At 73.1% G+C, this 20570-nt stretch carries 13 protein-coding genes and 2 tRNA genes; 8 read left to right on the top strand and 7 right to left on the bottom strand.

Annotated features, from left to right (window positions below; genetic code table 11):
• The first annotated feature begins 54 nt into the window (after positions 1 to 54).
• The 3 genes from FH610_RS16130 to FH610_RS16120 all read left to right on the top strand — a co-directional run bounded on the left by FH610_RS16130 (position 55) and on the right by FH610_RS16120 (position 3929).
• Entirely contained in the window at positions 55 to 1020 is a 966-nt protein-coding gene (locus tag FH610_RS16130) for a DUF2332 domain-containing protein (protein WP_139575259.1), read from the top strand.
• A 108-nt stretch (positions 1021 to 1128) separates the two neighbouring features.
• Positions 1129 to 1521: a hypothetical protein gene (locus tag FH610_RS16125; RefSeq protein WP_139575258.1), complete on the top strand. Its 393-nt coding sequence runs from the start codon at positions 1129 to 1131 to the stop codon at positions 1519 to 1521.
• A 101-nt stretch (positions 1522 to 1622) separates the two neighbouring features.
• Positions 1623 to 3929: a DUF4132 domain-containing protein gene (locus FH610_RS16120; protein ID WP_139575257.1), complete on the top strand. Its 2307-nt coding sequence runs from the start codon at positions 1623 to 1625 to the stop codon at positions 3927 to 3929.
• 1 nt (position 3930) lies between these two features.
• Here the strand turns inward: FH610_RS16120 and FH610_RS16115 are convergent, their stop codons facing one another.
• Positions 3931 to 5289 (bottom strand): cytochrome P450, encoded by a 1359-nt coding sequence (locus FH610_RS16115; protein ID WP_240808994.1) that lies wholly within the window; start codon positions 5287 to 5289, stop codon positions 3931 to 3933.
• A gap of 162 nt (positions 5290 to 5451) precedes the next feature.
• Here FH610_RS16115 and ligD point away from each other — a divergent pair, with 162 nt between their 5' ends.
• Positions 5452 to 6639 carry a non-homologous end-joining DNA ligase gene (gene ligD, locus FH610_RS16110; RefSeq protein WP_139575254.1) on the top strand — a complete coding sequence of 396 codons (1188 nt, stop codon included), beginning with the start codon at positions 5452 to 5454 and terminating at the stop codon, positions 6637 to 6639.
• On the opposite strand, the gene FH610_RS16105 is transcribed toward ligD, so the two are convergent.
• The 3 genes from FH610_RS16105 to FH610_RS16095 all read right to left on the bottom strand — a co-directional run bounded on the left by FH610_RS16105 (position 6615) and on the right by FH610_RS16095 (position 13369).
• Complete coding sequence (locus FH610_RS16105) at positions 6615 to 9218, bottom strand: GMC oxidoreductase (protein WP_139575250.1); 2604 nt, start codon at positions 9216 to 9218, stop codon at positions 6615 to 6617. The genes ligD and FH610_RS16105 overlap by 25 nt on opposite strands.
• Positions 9219 to 9239: 21 nt before the next feature.
• Positions 9240 to 10361, bottom strand: a complete 1122-nt coding sequence (locus tag FH610_RS16100; RefSeq protein ID WP_139575244.1) for an alpha/beta fold hydrolase — start codon at positions 10359 to 10361, stop codon at positions 9240 to 9242.
• A gap of 80 nt (positions 10362 to 10441) precedes the next feature.
• Entirely contained in the window at positions 10442 to 13369 is a 2928-nt protein-coding gene (locus FH610_RS16095; RefSeq protein ID WP_139575239.1) for a helix-turn-helix transcriptional regulator, read from the bottom strand.
• A gap of 228 nt (positions 13370 to 13597) precedes the next feature.
• Here FH610_RS16095 and FH610_RS16090 point away from each other — a divergent pair, with 228 nt between their 5' ends.
• Entirely contained in the window at positions 13598 to 16099 is a 2502-nt protein-coding gene (locus tag FH610_RS16090) for a molybdopterin oxidoreductase family protein (RefSeq protein WP_205825808.1), read from the top strand.
• 115 nt (positions 16100 to 16214) lie between these two features.
• The gene (locus FH610_RS16085) at positions 16215 to 16958 is read left to right on the top strand and encodes a hypothetical protein (protein WP_139575233.1); all 744 of its coding nucleotides are present in this window, start codon (positions 16215 to 16217) and stop codon (positions 16956 to 16958) included.
• Positions 16959 to 17848: 890 nt separating this feature from the next.
• On the opposite strand, the gene FH610_RS16080 is transcribed toward FH610_RS16085, so the two are convergent.
• Positions 17849 to 17923 (bottom strand) — tRNA-Val (locus FH610_RS16080).
• A gap of 25 nt (positions 17924 to 17948) precedes the next feature.
• Positions 17949 to 18020 (bottom strand) — tRNA-Gly (locus tag FH610_RS16075).
• A gap of 189 nt (positions 18021 to 18209) precedes the next feature.
• Here FH610_RS16075 and FH610_RS16070 point away from each other — a divergent pair.
• Complete coding sequence (locus tag FH610_RS16070; RefSeq protein WP_139575229.1) at positions 18210 to 18773, top strand: DJ-1/PfpI family protein; 564 nt, start codon at positions 18210 to 18212, stop codon at positions 18771 to 18773.
• A 119-nt stretch (positions 18774 to 18892) separates the two neighbouring features.
• Positions 18893 to 19531, top strand: coding sequence for a class I SAM-dependent methyltransferase (locus tag FH610_RS16065; protein ID WP_139575224.1), 639 nt, complete (start codon positions 18893 to 18895; stop codon positions 19529 to 19531).
• A gap of 27 nt (positions 19532 to 19558) precedes the next feature.
• Here FH610_RS16065 and FH610_RS16060 read toward each other — a convergent pair whose 3' ends face one another.
• Positions 19559 to 20491 (bottom strand): LysR family transcriptional regulator, encoded by a 933-nt coding sequence (locus FH610_RS16060; RefSeq protein ID WP_139575220.1) that lies wholly within the window; start codon positions 20489 to 20491, stop codon positions 19559 to 19561.
• Positions 20492 to 20570 lie beyond the last annotated feature (79 nt).

The following is a 20570-nucleotide window of genomic DNA, read 5'->3' as shown; positions in this document are numbered from 1 at the left end:
GAACCCGCCCCGCCCGGGCGCGCGCCAGAGGCAGGACTCGACGACGATGGCGGTATGACGACCGCCGCGAATTACGCCGAGTTCGCCGCACGAGAGGCCAACGGCGTGTCCCCGGCGTACGAACGCCTGGCGCTCGCGGTCTCCCGCCACCGCGAGACGCTCGCGCTGCTCGGCGCGCTCCCGCCGGCGAAGCGGCAGCCGAACCTGCTGTTCGCCGTCGTACGGTTCCTCGGCGGCCCGGTCGAGGACCCCGCCGCGTTCCTTGACTACACCGTGGGCAACTGGCCGGCGGTCGAAGCGGAGATGCGCACCCGGGCCACGCAGACGAACGAGGCCGGGCGGTGCGCGGTGCTGCTGCCGGTGCTCGCCGCGCTGCCGCAGCCGCTCGCGCTGCTGGAGGTCGGGGCCTCGGCCGGGCTGTGCCTCTATCCCGACCGGTACGCCTACCGCTACGGCGACCACCTGGTCGGCTCCGGCGAACCGGTCCTGGACTGTGCCGCGACCGGGGTGGCGCTACCGGCCCGCGTACCCGACGTGGTGTGGCGGGCCGGTCTGGATCTGAACCCGCTCGACGTGACCGATCCCGCCGACGTCGCGTGGCTCGACGCCCTCATCTGGCCGGAGCACGAGCGGCGGCGGGCCCGGCTGAGGGCGGCGGCGGCCGTCGCCGCGGCCGAGCCGCCGCTGCTCGTGCGCGGCGACCTGGCGGACGACCTGCCGGAACTGGCCGCGAAGGCCCCGGCAGGCGCCACGCTGGTCGTTTTCCACACCTCGGTGCTGTATCAGGTGCCGGCGCCGCGGCGGGTGGCGTTCGCCGAGGTGGTCCGCGGGCTGCCGGGGCACTGGATCGCGAACGAGGCCCCCGATGTGCTGCCGCACCCTGGTCTACCGCACCCTGGTCTACCGCACCCTGGTCTGCCGGAGCCGCCCGGCGCGGCGCTGTACAACGTGCTCGCGCTGGACGGGACGCCGCTCGCCTGGACCCTGTCGCACGGGCAGGCGATGGTCTGGTTCGCGTGACCTCGCCCACCGCCCGCCGCCCGCCGCCCGCCGCGGGGCGGCTTGTTTGTCGCCCGTCACTGCTATGAATTGCGCCATCTCCTGATCTTCACGGAAACGAGTCGTTCGATGGCGTCAGTGATGTTTCGCGACGAGACCGCGACAGGCCGCGCTCTGGCCGAGTTCTCCCTTCCGGACCTGCCCGACCGGACCACGGCCCGTGAGCTGGTGCGTCTGCGCGTCCGCGAGGAGGTGGCCCGTCACAACGCCTCTCCCGCGCCGTGCTTTCGCGGTCTGGTCACGCCGACGGACGCCGAGGCGGAGCTGAACGGCTACCGCATGCGCGCCACTCGCACGCTCGACTGGGAGAAGCAGGCCGACGCCGCCGAGGCCGCCTTCGCCCGCAACGGCTTCCTGCTGCTGGTCGGCGACTGTCAGATCGAGGACCTCGACACGGAGATCGACCTGACCGCCGATCCTGTGGTGTCGTTCGTCAAGCTCGTCCCCCTGGTCGGAGGCTGACGTTGGACGCGTGGGGCTACCTGAGCCAGGCCGACAAGGACGAGTTCGAGAGGCTGGATACCCGAGATCACCGGCCCCACGATCACCAGGCAGGTCCTGTCATGAACCTCCACGGCACGCCCCTGTCCCCGCGGGCGCGGTTCCTGCACGACCTGATGACGGGGGCCGCGAGGCTTGTCCAGCGGGAGCGGCTCCTGCAGGACCTGATGGCGGGCGTCACCACGCGTGCCGCCCAGGGGCTCGACGCCTCGCAGCTCAGCGCCTACGAGCTGGGAGCGCTGCTCCCCGTGGCATACCGCGTCGACCTGGAGTCCCGCGATGCCGTTCTGGTGCGGTGGGAGGTCGAAAGGGAGGCGAGTGAGCGTCAGCCGCTGTTCACGCCGGAGGCGTGCGCCGACCTGTTCGACGCCCTGGTCTGCCGACGGGCGGACATCCGGGTCTCAGTGGGCGCGCTGGTCCGGTGCCCCGCGGGCGCGCCGCTCGACCGGCTCGCCGATCCGGCCCGCGTCGTGGTGGAGCGCCTGCTCCGGGAGGATCGGCTCAATGAGCCCTTCTCGCTGCTGGCGGCCGCCGGGCTCGCCGGGCTGGACGCCCAGGCGGCCGAGCGGCTCACCGCCGGGCGCGGGCCACTGGGCGTGGCCGAGGTTGAGCTGCTGCTCGGCTGGGACCCCACGCAGCGGGCGCTGTTCGCCGAGTTCGCGCGGGAAAGCTCCCGCAACGCCCCACCGCCGCTGCCCGACGCCCGGGAGCGGTTGAGCGTCCTTCCGGGGTATGCCGCTTTCGCCCGCACCACCGTGGAGGCGGCCGCGGCCCGCGTCGACGCCATCCACGCCGGGGAGCTGCCCTACCGCGCGGAGAAGGCGTTCGGCGTGGGGGAGAAGCAGACGATCGGCCGCGCCGTACGGATCGCGCTCCTCCGGGACGAGCCCTGGCTGCCCGAGCCGCTGGAGCGGCTGGTGCGCGGTGTCGCGGTGGCGCCAACCAAGGCCAGGACCCTGCCCTCGCAGGGGGTGCTGTTCGAGATCGCCCGCGCGGCCGAGGACCACCCGACCCCGGAGGCCGTCACGGCCCTGCGTGCCGCCAGGGGCCTGACCAGGCACGCGGGGGTGCCCAAGCAGCTCGACCGCGTGCTCAAGCGCATCGAGCCCGCGCTGGCCGACCGGGTGGAGGTCGCCTTCCGGCTGCCCGATGGGCGCGTACGCGAGACGCTGGGCGAGCACACCGCGGTCATCGCGATCGAGGGCGAGGTCGAGCTGTCGTGGTGGCACGGCGACAGGAAGCTCAAGTCGGTCCCGGCCGCGGTCAAACGGGAGCACCCCGACGAGGTCAAGCGGCTGCGCGAGCTGGCCAAGCAGGTCCGCCGGCAGCAGAAGACCCTGGTCAGGGCGCTGGAGGCCGGGTTCGCCCACCAGGTCGCGCCGCCCTACCGGCGGCTCGAGGGACATCCGGTCGCGGACCGGCTGATCTGGGAGTTCGAGGTGTCGCCCGGCGTGTGGCGCAGCGAGCTCGGGCTGACCGTGCCGGACGTCCCCGTGCGGCTGTGGCATCCGGCCCGCGCCACGCCGGACGAGGTGCGGGCCTGGCGCGAGGTCGTGCAGGACAAGGAGCTGCGCCAGCCGTTCAAGCAGGCCTTCCGCGAGGTGTACCTGCTGACGCCCGCCGAAGAGGCGACGGCGACCTACTCCAACCGGTTCGCCGGGCACGTGGTCGGCTACCACAAGCTGTACGCCCTGCTCAAGCAGCGTGGGTGGCAGGCCCCCTATCTGGGGCCGTGGGACGGCGGCGGCGACGGGGGGGCCATGCGGGTGCTGGGCGGAGGGGGCTGGCGGGCGACGTTCCTCCACGACTACCTCTGGCACGAGGACGGATACGCCACCACCGGCGAGGTCCGCTTCCACCGGATGGCCGGGGACGGCTGGCGTGAGGCGCGGCTCGCCGAGGTGCCGCCGCTGGTGTTCAGCGAGGCGATGCGGGACGTGGACCTGTTCGTCGCGGTCGCGTCGATCGGCGCCGATCCGGAGTGGCTCGACCGGGGAGTCGACCGGCTGCGGGACTACTGGCAGTCCTACGGCTTCGGGGACCTGTCCGAGAACGCCCGAGTGCGGCGTGACGCGCTCGCCCGGTTGCTGCCGCGGCTGGCGATCGCCGATCGGTGCGCGCTGACCGATCGTTTTCTGGTGGTGCGGGGTGAGCTACGTACGTACAAGATCCACCTGGGGTCGGGCAACATTCTGATGGAGCCCAACGACGCCTATCTGTGCGTCGTTCCGCGGGGGTCGGGTGACCGGGTCTTCCTGCCCTTCGAGGAGGACGGCGGCATGCTGTCGGTCATCGTGTCCAAGGCCTTCCTGCTCGCCGCCGACACCGAGATCGCCGACCCCACGATCGTCCGGCAGATCCGTCCGTGACTCACTGCACGCGGCGCAGCCTGCGCAGGACCGCCAGGAGACCGGACCTCGGGCGCCCGTCGCCGTCGTCCTGCGCGACCGGCGGTGACGGCTCGCCGCCGGTCTCCGGTGCGGGCCGGGGCGTGCCGGCGAAGCTCGCGCTGAGCTCGTAGTTCACGGGCAGGGAGCGCAACGCGCGGACGAAGGGGGAGGGACGCCAGGGAAGCTGGTCGGCCGGAATCGCCGGCTTCAGCGCCGAGAACCGGTCGAGCAGGCGGCGCACCGCGATCGAGGACATCTGCGTGGCCAGCCGCTGGCTCGGGCACCTGTGCGGGCCCGCGCCCCACGCGAGGTGGGCGCGGGTGCTGCGGACGCTGTCGCGGGTGAGCGCTCCGGCGAACCGCGGGTCGGTGTGCGCGCCCGCGATGGACAGCATCACCGGGTCGCCGGCCGCGATCGTGAAGCGGCCGAGCTTCACGCTCGTCCTGGCGTAGCGGAAGGTCAGGTTGGCCAGCGCCGGGTTGGCCAGGGCGACCCGGTTGACCACCTCCTCGATCGCGCCGACCGACACGCTCTCCCTGAGCCGGGGATTGGTGATCACCTCGAGGATGACGTTGCAGATCAGGCTGCCGGTGAAGTCCAGGAAGCCGGACAGCATCATCAACTCGCGGGCGAGCTCCTCGTCGGTGAGATCCGGCTTCGCCTCGATCATGTACGACGGCAGGTCGTCGCCGCGCCGCTGCCGTTTGACCGTCGCCAGTTCGAGGAGGGCGGCACACAACCGCTGGTACGCCCCGGCGGAGTCGGGGCCGTCCAGCAGGCGCCACTGGTCCTCCACCATGTCCTCGCCCCGCTCGATGGTGACGCCGAGCAGGTGGTTGGCGACGAGCAACGGGAACGGCCGCCCATACTGGGCGGCGAGATCGGCCCGCCCGGTGGGCCCGGCCTCCGCCATCACGCCCACGAGGTCGTCGCAGTACCTCACCATGGCGCGTTCCAGCCGCTGCGCCTGCTCGCTCCCGGGATCCTGGAACGGCCGCAGGCCCGCGATCCAGGCGCCGCGCAGACCCCGGTGCCTCTCCCCGTCGTGGAAACCCGAGTTGTCGGCCTGCAGGAGGGCGAGCAGCGGCCAGTCGGCGGGAACGCGTCCTTCCGCGTACGCCCGCCAGTGGCCCACGCGCTTGCTCCACACGTCGCGCGCGTTCTGCATGATGTGCAGCACCTCGTCGTAGCCGAGCACGAACCAGACCGGCACGCCGAGGACGTCGACCGGGGCCACCGGGCCATACCTGGCGCGCAGGCGCTCGCGGACGAGGGCGGGATCGGCTTCGTAGTCCCCGGTGAGCAGGGACTCCAGCGGCAACGAGATGAGACCTTCCACGGCCGACGCCGACCATCTTTCGGAGACCAAGGCCTGCGCCTGCCTTTCCTGCCATATGTGGGGTACGGGCGGCGATCTTAGAGCGTCCGCCCGCGAATGTCAGCGCCCCCGGCCCCACGCGTGCTGCCGGATGGGGGCGGAGCGGCGACGTAGTGTGGCGGCATGACGCTGGAGCTCGACGGCAGGATCGTGAAGATCACGAATCCGGACCGCGTGGTCTTCCCGCGGACCGGGCACACGAAGCTCGACCTGATCTCCTACTACCGGGTGGTCGCGGAAGGGGCGGTGCGCGGAGTGGCCGACCGGCCGGTGATACTCAAGCGCTTCGTGCACGGCGTCGACCGCGAGGCGTTCTTCCAGAAGCGCGCGCCCGCCAAGCGACCCGAGTGGGTGGAGGTCGTCGAGCTGAGCTACCCCTCCGGCCGCACGGCGGACGAGGTGGTGATCCGCGACCTCGCCCACCTGCTGTGGACGGTGAACCTGGGTTGCGTCGACCTCAACCCCCATCCCGTACGGGCCCATGACCTCGACCATCCCGACGAGCTGCGGATCGACCTCGACCCCGTGCCCGGCGTGGGCTGGGAGCAGATCGTCCGGGTCGCCCTGGTCGCCAGGGACGTGCTGGAGGAGCACGGCCTGACCGCCTGGCCCAAGACGTCGGGCTCGCGCGGATTTCACGTCTACGCCCGCATCGAGCCGCGCTGGACCTTCCGCGAGGTACGGCGGGCCGCCGAGGCCGTGGCCAGGGAGATCGAGCGCCGGGAGCCGGACGTCGCCACCAGCCGGTGGTGGAAGGAGGAACGGCAGGGCGTCTTCGTGGACTACAACCAGAACGCCCGCGACCACACCGTCGCCTCCGCCTACTCCGTACGGCCGACCGGCCTCGTCTCGGCCCCGCTGGCCTGGGACGAGGTGCCCGGGTGCCGCCCGGAGGACTTCACGCTCGCGTCGATGCCCGACCGGTACGCCGAGGCGGGCGACCCGTGGGCCGGGATGGACGAGCGGGCGGGGTCCCTGGACGCCCTGCTGGAGCTGGCCGAGGCCCAGGGGCCGCGGCCGGACAGGCCCGCTGCCCCGCCCGGAGGGGGGCGGCGCCAGTCCGTCATGCCGCTCGTCGAGATCGCCAGGGCCGCCACGCGGGGCGAGGCGATGGCCGGGCTCGAACGATGGAAGGCCCGTCATCCCGGGGTGGCCCGCCTCCTGCAGCCGGCCGACGTCCTGGTCGACTCGATGCGCGGGCGCAGCTCGACCTGGACGAGGATCAGGGTCAACCTCCGGCACGTCCCCGAACCCGACCGCCCCGGCCAGGAACCGCTGGAGGTCGACTACGACCCCTGGGCGGGCCCGTAGACCTCCCACAGCTCGCCGAGGAAGAACCGGCAGAAGCGGGTCACGGCCGCCGTGCCGTCCGGCCCGGCCGTACGGAAGGTCGTGAGCATCCGCACGAGGTCGGACGGCATGATGCGCAGCGTCCCCGCGGCGACCACGGCGGCGTCCTCGTCCCCGTCCTCCTCGACGTGCCCCTCAAGCAGGCGGGCGTGCAGGGTGGAGGTGTCCAGCCACAGGCGGGTCGGCGCGCCCGGCAGGATCTCCTTGTGCCCGGCCAGCGTGCGGGGACGGCCGTCGGCGTCCCAGAAGCGCAGGCGGTAGCACATGCGCCGCTGCCCGGCCGTCTCCCCGGGGACGAACAGGTTGAACGAGCCCCGGGCGATCGGCCGCCTGCCCCCGCACAGGTCGGCCTCGATCCAGCCCTCGGCCCTGGCCTCGTGCTCGGGCTCGGTGAGGAAGCGGTCGATGTCGTCGATCGTGATCGTGAGACGGAAGGCGAACGGGCATCCTCCGGCTCCACTCCCGCGGGCCGTGCGGCCGGGCGGGCCGGGCGTCAGGATCCCCCGCATCTCCTCCACGAACCACAGCGAGGTCCGGCCCTCGAACACGCTCGGCTCGTCCGCGCGCCCGGCGGCGAAGGGACGGCCGCCGGAGACGGCCGTCGGCTCCGGGGCGGCCTGTGTTTCCGGTGTTCCCATCGTCTCCTGAACCTCCACCGAGCCGACCGGCACCGCACAGTCAGGCACCGCACAGTCAGGCACCGCACCGGCCTGTGCCGCCGGCCGCGCCGCCGCCGTTCCCACCGGCACGGCCTCCGCCCCCACCTCGATCGGCGGCACGGCGGACAACGCCACGGTCTCGACCCCCACGGCCTCGGCCCCCACGGTCTCGACCCCCACGGTCTCGACTGCCGCCGAAGGCGCGGCGAGGGACGCGCGGGACTCCAGGATCCGGGTGCTCATGCGGTCGGCGAGCGCGGCGATCGTCAGCGACGGGTTGGCGCCGACCGGCCCCGGCAGCGCCGCGCCGTCCGCGACGTACAGCCCGGGGAAGCCGAAGACCTCTCCGTACGCGTCGCAGACCCCCTCGCCCGGATGACGGCCCATCGGCGCGCCGCCCAGCGGATGCACGGTCATGACCCGCCTGCGCCACCACGGCGGGCTGTCGGCGTACTCCGCGCCGAGCACGTCGCCGATCCTGCGCATGATCGCACGCAGCCGCTCGTAGTAGTCCTCGCTGGTCTCGGTCGTCCAGTCCACGTCGAGGCGGCCGTCGCGCAGGCGCAGCCTCCCGTCGGGGACGTCGCGGCCCATGCCGAGCAGCGGCAGCGAGGTGCCCGACAGCTCGCCCCGGCCGATCAGGTCGGCGAACTCCGCCGACAGGTTGGTGTCGTGGGTGAGGATGTTGCGCAGCCGCCGCAGCAGGAACCGGGCGACCCTGCCCGGCCCCATGTCCGCGCCCTCGACCAGGTAGTCGACGAACTCGGGGTAGCCGCCGTCCTCGATGTAGGCGCCGCGCCCGTCCGCGCCGTCGTCGAGCCGGATCGCGCTGGTGATGACCGGTCCGCGGCTCGCCCGGATGGGCCGGGTCCTGCTCCGGTCGGTGGCCCGCAGCAGGAACGCCAGCATGTCCCCGTTGCCGCAGAAACGGCTGCCGATCGTCCCGCTCAGACCGGGGAAGGCCGCCCGGTTCTTCAGCAGCAGGTATGACGTGCCGTACGTGCCGGCGGCCAGGACGAGCCGGTCGCAGCTGATCGTGTGCGGCCCGGTCCACCGGGGCGGCCCGTCGCCGTCCTCGCGCGCCTCGTCCCCGCGCGGCATGTGCTCGACATACTGCACGTCGTAGCCGCCGCCCATGCGCGGCCTGATGCGCCGCACCTCGTGCAGCGTCCGCAGGTCGGCGCCGTGGTGCCGGGCGGCCGACAGGTAGGTGTGGTCGAGGCTGTTCTTCGCGCCGTCGTTGCAGCCGAGGTCGCACTCGCCGCACAACCGGCACGTACGGCGCGGCACACCGTGCAGGTTGCCGTACGCCGGGCCGGTCAGCGGCGCGCCCTGGCAGGGCTGCGCCCCCGGCGACGGCGCGAAGCTGACGGCCAGCGGCGGAAGCCGCCAGTCGAGCCCCAGCTCGGCCGCCGCGTCCCGCATGGCGAGCGTCTTCAGCGTGTCGTCGAAGCCGGGATGGCTCAGCGGGTAGGGCGAGACGCCGATCATGCGCTCGACCGCGTCGTAGTGCGGTTCGAGGTCGGCTCTGGTCACCGGCCACGACTCGTAGCCGCCGCCGGGCAGCGCCTGCTCGTGGACGAACCAGTCCTCGTCCTTGCGCAGCATCACGTTGGCGTAGATGAGCGAGCCGCCGCCGAGGCCGCTGGCGACCACCGAGTCGCAGTCGGAGAAGCTCCAGATGTCGAACATCCCGTACAGGCCCTCGGCCGGGTCCCAGAAGGCGCGGCCGAGCTGGGCCGGGCCGCGCGGGAAGTCGCCCGGCGCGTACGCCCTGCCCCGCTCCAGCACCACCACAGACAGCCCGGCCTCGGCGAGGCGGCAGGCGGCGACCGCGCCGCCGAAACCCGAACCGACCACGACCGCGTCGACGTGTTCCATAGATGTCTCTCAGTGACGCGGTCAGCGACCGCTGTGTCGCTTCAGGAAGTCGAGGATGTGCGGGAAGACGTCCCGGTGCGCGTTCTTTCCGATCAGGGGGTCGATGTGCCCATAGCCGGGCAGGATCCGCAGCTCGTGCCGCCCCGGCGCCGCCTTCGACAGGACGTGGTGGCAGACGATGTTGGAGTCGGTGAAGACGTCGTTGTGGTCGCCCGTCACGAACAGGATCGGCGTGTCGACGTCGGCTGCGTTGACCAGGTAGTCGTCCGGCAGCGCGGCGAACCTCGGGTCGCCGGTGTCGTACTTCACCGCGCGACCGGCCGCCACCATCTTCCGCACGTGCCGGTAGTAGTGCAGGTCGCTGGCGCCGTTGAGGTCGGCGAGCCGCTCATGGAGGTGCGTGCTCGGCGTCAGGTTCCCGTGGCGGTACATCGCGGGCCTGCCGCTGCCCCACATGAAGCTCTGCATGTGGCAGGCCGCCTCCCGGCACTCGGGATGGAAGTAGGAGACGGCGCGGGCCAGCAGCCACCGCCGCGTCAGCGAGGGCGCGTCCCTGAACCGCGGGTCCAGGTAGGACAGGCCCGTGCCGTACTCCAGCAGCGCGGGACCGAGGGCGAGCTTGAGGCGGGCCCAGGGGTGCACCCGGGGCGTCAGCGCGACGCTGTTGGCCACCACGCTGGCGATCCCGCTCACGGCCCCGGAGAACAGGCTCATGTGGAAGGTCACCGACCCCAGGCAGTGGGCCACCACGTGGATCCGCCGCGCCCCCACGTGGCGGCGGATCTCGCGCAGTGCTGCCGGGTGGTCGTACTGGGCGATGTCGTCCAGCGTGTGCCTGCGGGTCTCCATGGTGTACGGAAACCTGTTGCTCATCCGGAAGTCCAGCGCCCACACGTCGCCGAACCCGCTGTCGTGCAGGAACCTGACCAGGTTCGTGTGTTCCGGCATGATGAACATGTCGCTCGACGAGGTCAGTCCGTGCACGAGCAGCACGACGTCGTCCTGCGCCCCCTGCGCCGGCGTGTCGTGGCTGCGGAACCGGGTGAGCTGTAACCCCAGCTCGTCCTCGGTGGCGAACGGATGAACCGTGACCTCGGCGTCCCGCACGCCGTCGAGCGTGAACCGGGGTATGCGGTGTTCCATTCGATCGCCTTTCTGCCGGGGCTACGATCCCAGGACCAGCCATAGCGGCGACATCGTGGAAAACCCGTACTTGTCGGCACTCACCGCGTGAGGGCGGTCGCCACGCCGACCCGGGAGGTGACCTCCAGCTTGGTGAAGATCCGCGACAGGTGCGTCTCCACCGTACGGACGCTGAGGAAGAGCCGCTCGGCGACCTGCTGGTTGGTCAGTCCCTCGGCGACCAGCAGCGCCACCTCCAGCTCCCGGGGGGACAGCCCGAATCTGGCCGCCTCCCCGCCCGCGGCCGTGGTCGCGCCGCCGCCCACCCGTACGCCGAGGCGGCGCAGCTCGCGCTCGGTGCGCGCCTTGAGCGCGCGGGCGCCGCAGGAGTCGAAGACCTCGGCCGCGGCACGCAGGTTCTCCCTGGCGCGGCTCCGGCCGCCAGGCGTCCCGAGGTGCGCGAGCCCGGCGGTGAGCAGGGCCCGGCCGGCGTCGAGCCGCCGCTCGCCCGCGGCCAGCAGCCGGGCCGCCTCCTCCGCGGCCGCGGCCGCCGCGGCCGGGTCCTGACGGGACAGCGCGTGCGCGCGGGCGAGCGCGGCGAAGCCGCAGTAGGCCGGCAGGCGTGGTTCCTCCAGCCGCACGGCGAGCGCCGCCCACTGCGCCGCCCGCGCGGACGCCTCCGCGCCGGCCTCCCTGCCCGCCTCCGTGCTCGTCTCTTGGGAGGCGTCCGCGTAGGCGAGCGTCTCGCACGCCTGGAGCAGCGTCCCCGGGTCCACCCGCGGCGACTCGAACCGGTTGCACGCGTCCAGCACCGCCTCGACGCCGTCCGCGAACCGGCCCGCGTTGACCAGGGCCTGTCCCCGCGCGTAGCGGGCCGTGGCCTCCCAGGTCTCGCCCGCCCCGACGCCGCACCGCACGGCCTCCTCGCCGGCGCGCAGGGCCGCCTCGTCGTCGCCGCTCCACGACTCGGCCAGGCAGAGCTGGGTGAGCGCGAAGACGAGCTGCTGGCCGGAGTCGAGCAACCGGGCGCCCTCGACGGACTCCTCGGCGGTGGCCCTGGCCTCCGCCAGGCGGCCCGTCGCCACCAGCGTCTTGGCCCGGCCCGCCAGCAGGTTGGTCAGGATGTAGGTCTGCCCGGTCGACCGCGCGACGGCCGCCGCCCGGTCGAAGTGGCGCAGCGCCTCGCCGTACCGGCCCAGGTAGGACTCGGCCCAGCACAGCCAGGCGATGGCGTCCAGCCACTCGGACAGGTGCTCGTCAGGGGCGTCGGCGAGCAGCTTGCCGGCGATCTCGGCGTAGCGCAGCGCGTCGTCGGTACGGCGGGCGGCCAGGGCGGGCATCGGGCGCAGCGCCGCCACCGCGACCGCGAGCCCGGGCTCCCAGTCGTCGGCGTTGTCGGGCATCAGGTCGAGCACGGCCTGGGCGGCCCGGAAGTCCACCCGCATCATGCTCTCGGCGATCAGGCGCATCCGCATCGGCACCGCGGCGGCCGCCCGCGGGTTGGGCATGCGGCTCAGCTCGTCGAGCAGCAGCGCCCTGGCCTCCTGCGGGCGGTCGAGCTGGCGCTCCATCAGCGCGCAGACACGGGCCGCGCGACCCCTGCGGGGGTAGTCGTCGTCGGGCAGCATGCGCAGCAGCGCGCGGGCGGTGTCGCGGCCCTCGGCCAGCCTGCCGCTGATCCCCTGGGCCCAGCTCAGCTCCAGCATCAGGGCGAGCCGGTCCTCCCGGGCCGCGGCGTCGTCCGGCATGAGCCGCAGCGCCGCCTGCAGCCAGTGCGCCGAGGTGGCAGGCGCGTGCGCGGTCACCGCGCGGGCCGCGGCCACCAGCACCTCAACCGCCGGCTGGTCGCCGAACGACCCGGAATGCTCCACGTGGTGGGCCTGTACGGTCGCCGGGGCGCCCAGCTCCGCCAGGTGGGCCGCGATCCTGGCATGGGCGCCCAGGCGCCAGCCCGCCGCCGCCGACTCGTAGACGGCGCGCCGCACGAGGGGGTGGCGGAAGCGGAACCGCGCGCCCACGCTGCGGACGATGTCGCGTTCGACCAGTTCGTCCAGCGCGGCCAGCGTGGCGGCAGGCGGCACCTCGGCGGCCACGGCGGCCACGGCCGGCTCGAACTCGTCGGCGGCGACCGCGGCGGCCTGGGCCACCAGCAGCGCGCCGGGGGACAGGTCGCCCAGCTCGACCTGAAGGGCGGCGAGCACGGTCGGCGGCAGCTCGGTCACGTCGGTGCCGTCCATCCGGGCCAGCGCCTCCAGGTAGAACGGGTTTCCGCCGCTGGCCTCGTACAGCGCCATGCCGCGTCCCCTGCTGACGTCGGGGCCGAGGAACTGCCGGACCTCGGCCGCGCTGAGGGGACCGACCACGACCTCGTGCCCGCGCGGGCCTGCCGCCGCGGCCAGCCTGGCCACGCGCGGGGCGGCCTGGGCCGGACGGTAGGCCACGGCCATCAGCACCGGGCCGGCGGGCGGGTGCCGCACGACGTGGTCGAGGAACTCGAGCGTGCCGTCGTCGGCCCAGTGGACGTCGTCGAGGACCAGCAGGAGGCCGGTGGGCCCGGCCAGCGCGCCCACCAGGTGCCGTACGGCCCGGTAGAGCCGATATCGGGCCAGGCCGCTGCGGTCGTCGGCCAGCGCGGGCTCGTCGCCGGCCGGGGCTCCGTCAGCGGCGAGGCCGGGGAAGACGCCGGACAGCAGGGCGGCCTGCCCGGACCCGACGGTCCGGGCGACCTCCTCCCGGCGCGCGTCGAGATGGTCGTCGAGCGCGTCCACCAGTGCGCTGTAGGGGAGCATCTGCTCATACTCGGCGGCGCGTCCCCACAGCGGGGTGAAGCCGTCCCCGCCGGCCATCGCCGCGAGCTCGCCGAGCAGCCGCGTCTTGCCCGCGCCCGGCTCGCCGGCCAGCGCGAGGAACTGGAACCCGTCGCGGCGGCTCGCGGCCATCGCGCCCCGCAGCGCGGTCAGCGCGTCCCGCCGTCCGACGAGTGGCACGGACGTGCCCGTGACGACCGAACCGGCCGTGCGTCCGTCCATTCGCACCCCACACGCGAACGCGCGGGCCGCCCCCGCCGGCCGCGCCGACAACACCCAGTAAATGCACTTTACAGATCACGAGACCCGGACAGGGGGCCGGTCCGGCATTGACACCCTATGGAAAGTATTCGAAAAGGAACCGGTCAGTTCGGGCGATTCCGGGATCAGGGGCGCATGGCACCGGGTACGGGACGCGTCGTTCACACATCGTCACCGCGGAGGTGCCAGGTGCTGGACCGGATCGCCGATCCCAGGGGGCGGCGCACGCCGTACGGACCTCCCGACGCGGTGGAACGGCTGGCCGCGGCCCTGCCGAGCCACATGCGCGACGCGCTTCCCCCGGTCATCCGCCTCGGCAGCCCCTGGCCGGTGCGTGTGGACGTGTTCCCGGAGGACGGCGTCGCCGAGCCGGGCGTCGAGCGCTGGGTTCCCGCTGTCTCCGCGGCGGGTTCCAACGGCGACGCCCTCGACCTGGCCGTTCGCGGCGGACGGGTCGTGGGCGTGCGCGGCCGGGCCGGCGACCGCGTCAACCACGGCAGGCTCGACCCCCGGGAGTGGCACGCCTGGCAGCCGCGCGCGGCCCGGCTGACCCGCCCCCTGGTTCGTGAAGGCGGGGCTCGTGAGGACGGGCGGCTGGTGGAGACGACGTGGGACGTCGCGATGGACCGCGTCGCCGCGAGGTCGCGGGAACTGCTCGCCCGCCCCGGCGGCTGGGGCCGCCTCGCCTTCCACACCGGCACGCGGCTGTTCCTCGAGGAGCACTACACCCTCGCCGTCATCGGCAAGGCGGGGATCGGCACCCCGCACATGGACGGCGACACCCGCTGGGGCGCGGCGGCGGCCGCGGCCGCGCTCGCGGCGAGCTTCGGCACCGACGGTCAGCCGGGCTCGTGCACCGACGTGGACCACTGTGACGCGCTCGCGCTGTGGGGACACGACTGCGCCGCCACCCATCCCGTGCTGTGGGAGCGCATGCTCGACCGGCGGCTCGGATCCAGTCCGCCCGCCATGATCGCGGTGGGCCCGGAGGGGACGGCGGCGGCAAGGGAGGCCGACGTCCACCTCGCCGTGCGTCCCGGCACCAACGTGGCCCTCCTCAACGGCCTGCTGCACGAGCTGATCGCCGGCGGCTGGCACGACGCGGCCTACGTCGCCGCGCACACCGTGGGGTTCGAACGGCTGTGGCGCATCGTCGAGGCCTACCCCGCCAAGCGGGCGGCGGAGATCTGCGCGGTGCCGGTCGGGCAGATCGAGCAGGCCGCCGAGATCCTGGGCGCGGCCGAACGGCTGGTGTCGGCCGTGGGCCCGGCCTTCCTGGGCTCCAACCAGGCGACCGCCGCCGCCTGCCAGGTCAACAACGTCCACCTGCTGCGCGGCATGCTCGGCCGTCCGGGGGCCGGGCTGTTCCAGCTCGGCGGGCCCGGGTGCGACGCGCTGGAGGCGGGTTCGGCCGCGGACCTGCCCGGGCTGCGCAACTGGGCCGACGCGGGGCACGTGCGCGAGCTGGCGGACCTGTGGAACGTCGACCCCGCGGTCATCCCGCAGTGGGGGCCGGCCACGCACGCGACCCAGATCCTCAGGTACGCCGAGGAGGGGTCGGTCGGGCTGCTGTGGATCACGGCGTCCGATCCGGCGGCCACGATGCCCGGCCTCGACCGGATCCTCGCGAGGGAGGATCTGTTCGTCGTCGTCCAGGATCCGTACCTGACCGAGACCGCGCGGCTGGCCGACGTGGTGCTCCCGGCGGCGGTCTGGGGCGAGAAGACCGGCACCGTCACCGGCGCCGACCGCACGGTGCACCTGTGCGAGAAGGCGGTCGAGCCGCCGGGAGAGGCCAGGGCGGACCTCGACATCCTGCTCGACTACGCGCGGCGGATGGACCTGCGCGACCGGGACGGCCGGCCGCTCGTGCGCTGGACAGACGCGGAGTCGGCGTTCGAGGCGTGGAAGGCGTGCTCCAGGGGCCGTCCCTGCGACCACACCGGGATCACCTACGACCGGCTGCGGGCCGGCGGCGTCCAGTGGCCCTGCACGCCGTCCAGCTCCCACGGCATCGAGCGTCTGTACGCCGGGGGCCGCTTCGCCACCGGGCCGAAGGACTGCCAGACGTTCGGGGCCGACCTCGCCACGGGGGCCGAGTACGGCGAGGAGCGGTATCGCGCGGAGAACCCCGGGGGACGGGCCTTCCTCCACGCCGCCGACTTCGAGCCGTCTCCCGAGGTCGCCGACGACGAGCACCCCCTGGTCCTCATCACCCGCCCGGGGCCGCGCCGCTTTCCGGCCCGGCCGGCCCGTCTCGGCGACGCCGTGCCGGAGCCGTTCCCGGCCGAGCCGCGCCTGGAGGTCCACCCCGGCGACGCCGCGGCGCTCGGCGTCGAGGACGGCGACCTCGTCCGGGTCGAGTCGCCTCTCGGCATGCTGGAGGCCGTCGCGCGCCTGTCGGGCGTACGCCCGGGGGTCGTGGTCCTGCCGCTCGACGGGCAGGGCGAGGCCGCGACGCGGGCGGTGGCGGAGCTGACGCTCACCGCGTGGGACCCGGTGTCCCGCCGGCCGCTGCGCACGCCCGCGGCGGTCCGGCTGGTGAAGGCCGGGCGGTGCGGGGAGGCCGCCGTGGGGGAGGGACTCTACTCGGCCGCCGCCACGCGCCTCGGCTGTGGTGTGACCGCGCGGCCCGAGGTGACGGCCGCAGCCGGAGGAGGGGAGGCGCCGGAACGATACGAGGAGGTCTGACGTCCGCGATCGCCGGAGACGAGGTGGGTCGGCCTACCGGAAGGAAGCGACGAGACATGATCCTTGCAGGCACACGCACCGCTTGGGGGGACGCCGCCCGCGGGTGGGACGATCCGTGAGCGAGCATCTGGCGCGCTACCTGGAGACGCTGTCCCGCACGCAGCACGTGCTGTCGTCCGGGTTCCGCGCGCTGCGGCGCGGCCATCCCAGGGAGTCCGACCTGTGCGGCGTCTGCGAGCGCCTGGCGGCGCAGTGCCGTGACCACGCCGAGCGGCTGGAGCCCTTCCTGCGGAGGTACCGCTCGGGGGGCCTTCGCGATCCGCGTTCAGCGCAGTCGCGGGCGCCCGGGAAGCCGCCGGGGCTGGAGGTGCCGCACCTGGAGACCTCCGGTTTCGACGCCGGGGGATTCGATGCCGGAGCTTTCGACGCCGGGGGTTTCGATGCAGCGAGTATCGACGGCGGGGGTTTCGACGCAGCGAGTATCGACGGCGGGGGTTTCGACGCGGCGGGCCTGGAGCCGGCGGAGCTCCAGCGGGTGGTTCGCGGGGCCGTGGAACGGGAGTGGGCCGGCGCTGAGGGCGCGGACGCCGGGGCGGCGCGCCGCCCCCGCGTGACGCCGGGACGGGGCGGCGGGGACGGCGGTGGCCTCGCGCTGCTGCGGGACCTGCACGGGCTGTACCTCCTCGGCACCGAGTGCGACCTGTCGTGGAGCGTGGTCGCGCAGGCCGCCCGCGGACTCAGGGACGACGACCTGCTCGGCCTCGCGCGCCACTGCGCCCCCGAGACGGCCATTCAGTTGCTCTGGCTGCGCACCCGGATGCGCCAGGCCGCGCCGCAGGTTCTCGTCGTCCCACCCTGATAGTTCGAGGAAAGGGCGACAAAGCCCGTCATTAAGAGGAAATCCAGACAAGCGTCGTATGATTTCCGGTTAAATGGATTGTGTCCGAGTGGGGGTAATTGATAGAAGATTATCTCGGCGCCGGCGACCAGCAGGGATCGGCCGTGCCCATCGTGATACCGGTGCTCGTGGCGGGGGCGTACCGGTGGTGGCGGGAATGCTTCGCCGGAAAAGGCGAGCGCCGTGCCACGATTTCACGGCGGCGCCGGCCGCATTCGGCGGCCGGCGCCCTTGTGGATCATGCGACGCCCTGAGGACAGAGGCCGGCACAGCCCCCAGGCGCGTCCGTCCGTGGACGTCAGGCGGGTGGGTGAGGGATTCAAGCTGATTGAGGGAAGGCGGACCAATACGCCATGTGAGCCTTCCAGGTGAAGTCGAACCGGCTTCGACGGCGCGCCCCGGCTCGCGCTATTCGCCGGCCGCATCCCCCCTTCTCGGCGATGGCCTTGTAGCCGAGGAACTCCCATTCCGGCGCGCTGCCGGAGACGACCGGCAGGTCCGTGAACCGGATCGGCGGTGTCGGCCGCCCGCGTTCTCCTTCATATCGGCTTCCGAATAGAGGAGTCGGGCGCTGCCGGCCGCGCTGCCCGAGTCGTACGGGTCCGCCTTTTCCGCCTGCGCACTCGGGACGGCCCGTCCCTTGGGAGCCCGGCTCCGCAACTCGTCAAGCGACCGCCGCTCGGGCGCGATGGAGCCCGGCGACCCGTTGACGACGCTGGTCGTGCGATCGCGACGCGACCGGCTCCATGACGATCCGGGGACGGCCGCTCCATGCCGGACCCGCGTACGCCGCCCGATGTGACCAGGTGGGGAAACGACGAAACCCCGGCCAAGGCCGGGGTTTCTGTAGGTGGTGGACGATACTGGGATTGAACCAGTGACCTCTTCCGTGTCAGGGAAGCGCTCTCCCGCTGAGCTAATCGTCCGTGCCCGGATCTCGTCCGGACTCCGAGCGGAAGACGGGATTCGAACCCGCGACCCTCACCTTGGCAAGGTGATGCTCTACCACTGAGCCACTTCCGCAGCCATCGCTCGGGGTTTTTCCCGGCGACGCGTGAACAACTCTAGCGGATCCCGGAGGGTGCCGGTGCCAACTGCCTTCAATCCCCTGGCGCGCACGCGGCACGTGACCGAAGCGGGGCGAGACGTTGACCTGCGGGGGAGGCCGCGCGCAGGATGAGGCGGCAACCGTACGGAGGAGGGGGTTACGCGATGGCGAAGGTGCTCATCATCACCGGTGACGCCGCCGAGGACCTGGAGGTGATGTACCCGTACCAGCGGCTTCTCGAGGAGGGCTACGAGGCGCACATCGCGGCGCCGTCCGCCAAGAAGCTGCAGTTCGTGGTGCACGACTTCGTCGAGGGCTTCGACACCTACACCGAGAAGCCGGGCCACTCCTGGGCGGCCGACGTCGCCTTCTCCGAGGTGAACCCGGACGAGTACGCCGCGCTGGTGATCCCCGGCGGTCGCGCCCCCGAGTACATCCGCGGCGACCGGGACGTCCAGGAGATCGTCCGCCACTTCGCGGACGCCGGCAAGCCGATCGCCGCGCTCTGCCACGGACCGCTGATACTCGCGGCGGCCGGGGTGCTGAAGGGCCGCGAGAGCAGCGCGTACCCCGCCTGCGCGGTCGACGTCGAGAGCGGCGGCGGCACATGGGTCGACAGCGAGGCGCACGTCGACCAGAACCTCGTGACCGGGCGGGCCTGGCCGGACCACCCGGCGTGGATGCGCGAGTTCATGAAGGTGCTGCGCGCCGCCGCCCCGGCGGCCTGATCGTCGCGCTGACCCGCGGGGGCGGCTCTCCCCGGATCCGCCCCCCATAGCCTGCGACCCCGCGCGCGAGCCGTGCGGCGGTCCGCGTGGCGTGGGGCGAGGCGCTAGAGTCACCCGCCATGACCGGATCCGCCCCCTATCTCACCATGACGGCGGAGGCGTACGACGCCGTCGCCGTCCTCTACGCCGAGCTCTTCCGGGACTCGCTCGACCGTTTGCCGCTGGACCGCGCCGCGCTTGCCGCGTTCGCCGAGTCCGTGCGAGCCGACGGCGCCGGGCCTGTCGCCGAACTCGGCTGCGGTCCCGGCTATGTGACGGCGCACCTGCGGGGCCTGGGGCTGGACGCCTTCGGCATCGACCTGTCGCCCACGATGATCGAGCTCGCCCGTGAGGCGTATCCGGATCTGCGTTTCGAGATCGGTTCCATGCACGCTCTGGATCTCGCGGACGGCGAGCTGAGCGGCGTCGTGTCGTGGTATTCCGTCATCCACACGCCACCGCGGGAACTGCCGCCGTATTTCGCCGAGTTCCGCCGCGTCCTGGCTCCGGGCGGCCACCTCCTGCTCGGTTTCTTCGAATCCGAGGGCGACCCGGTGACGGAGTTCGACCACAAGGTGGCGCCCGCGTACCGATGGCCGATCGACGACCTCGCCGAGCTGGCACGCGAGGCGGGCTTCGCCGAGGTGGGACGGATGCTGCGCGAGCCTCTCGAAGGTGAGCGCTTCCGCCAGGGCCGTCTGCTGATGCGCAGGCGATAGATCCAGCTGGGGTCCGCCGCGGTGTGGCTACCACTCGCGCGCCGAGGCGAGCAGCACCTCCCGGACGAGGGAGACATGGGGCCGCTCCGGCGCGCCCGCGCGGCGGGCGAGAAACGGGGTGTTGATGGGCGGGTCGCCGGGGTCGAGGAGTGGCACGACCTCCCCCGCGCGCAGCTCACGAAGGCACAGGTAGCGGGGGAGGACGCTGATCCCGGCACCGGCGGCGACCGCGGCCAGCACGCCGCGAAGGTCCGGCACGACCACGGCCGGTGACATCGGCGGGCGCGTGCGGAACACGTGCCTCCAGTACCTGCGGATGATGGGCAGGTCCTCGGCGTAGGCGACCAGCGGGGCATCGCGCAGGGGGCCGGGATCGTCGCAGCCGACGGGACCGATCCGCGCGGCCCAGGACGGCGCTGCCACCAGTACGAACTCCTCGTCCATAAGCGGTTCTGCGACGACCGATCGCCCTCGCGGACGTACGGCGGACAGGACCAGGTCGAAGCGCCCGGCGCGCAGTCCGTCGAGCAGGTCGTCGGCGAGGCCGGTGGTCACCCGCAGCCGCACGCCCCGATCCACCAGCGGCGCCAGGGCGGGCAGCGCCCGTACGCACAACAGTTCGGCGGGACCGCCCAGATGCACCGGTTCGGAGGAATCGCTTCCCGACTGGCCCCGTTCCGCGACCGCGGCCAGCGCGTCGAGAGGCCCGGCGACCTGTGCGGCCAGTTCGTCGGCCACCGGGGTGGGCGCCACCCCTCGGGGCAGCCGTTCGAACAACTGGCGCTCCAGTTGCTGTTCGAGACTGCGTATCTGGGCGGTCACGGTCGGCTGGGACAGCCCCAGCAACTGCGCTCCTCCGGTGAGGGAACCGGCCCGGTGCACGGCGAGGAACGTGCGCAGCAGCGTGAGATCCAGCGGGCCCCGATCGTGGATGGTCCCATCGGAATCCCTATGGGTCATAGTGAGAAGGCTATTGGTCTTCCGATGGTGCGGCGACTTACTGTCCGACTGTCGTCGTCGGCGAGGCCGCCGACTCACC

The sequence above is a fragment of the Microbispora catharanthi genome, assembly GCF_006334915.2.
Classification (GTDB): domain Bacteria; phylum Actinomycetota; class Actinomycetes; order Streptosporangiales; family Streptosporangiaceae; genus Microbispora; species Microbispora catharanthi.
Note: the sequence above shows the minus strand (reverse complement) of the source record. Positions and strands in the feature narration are given on the sequence as shown.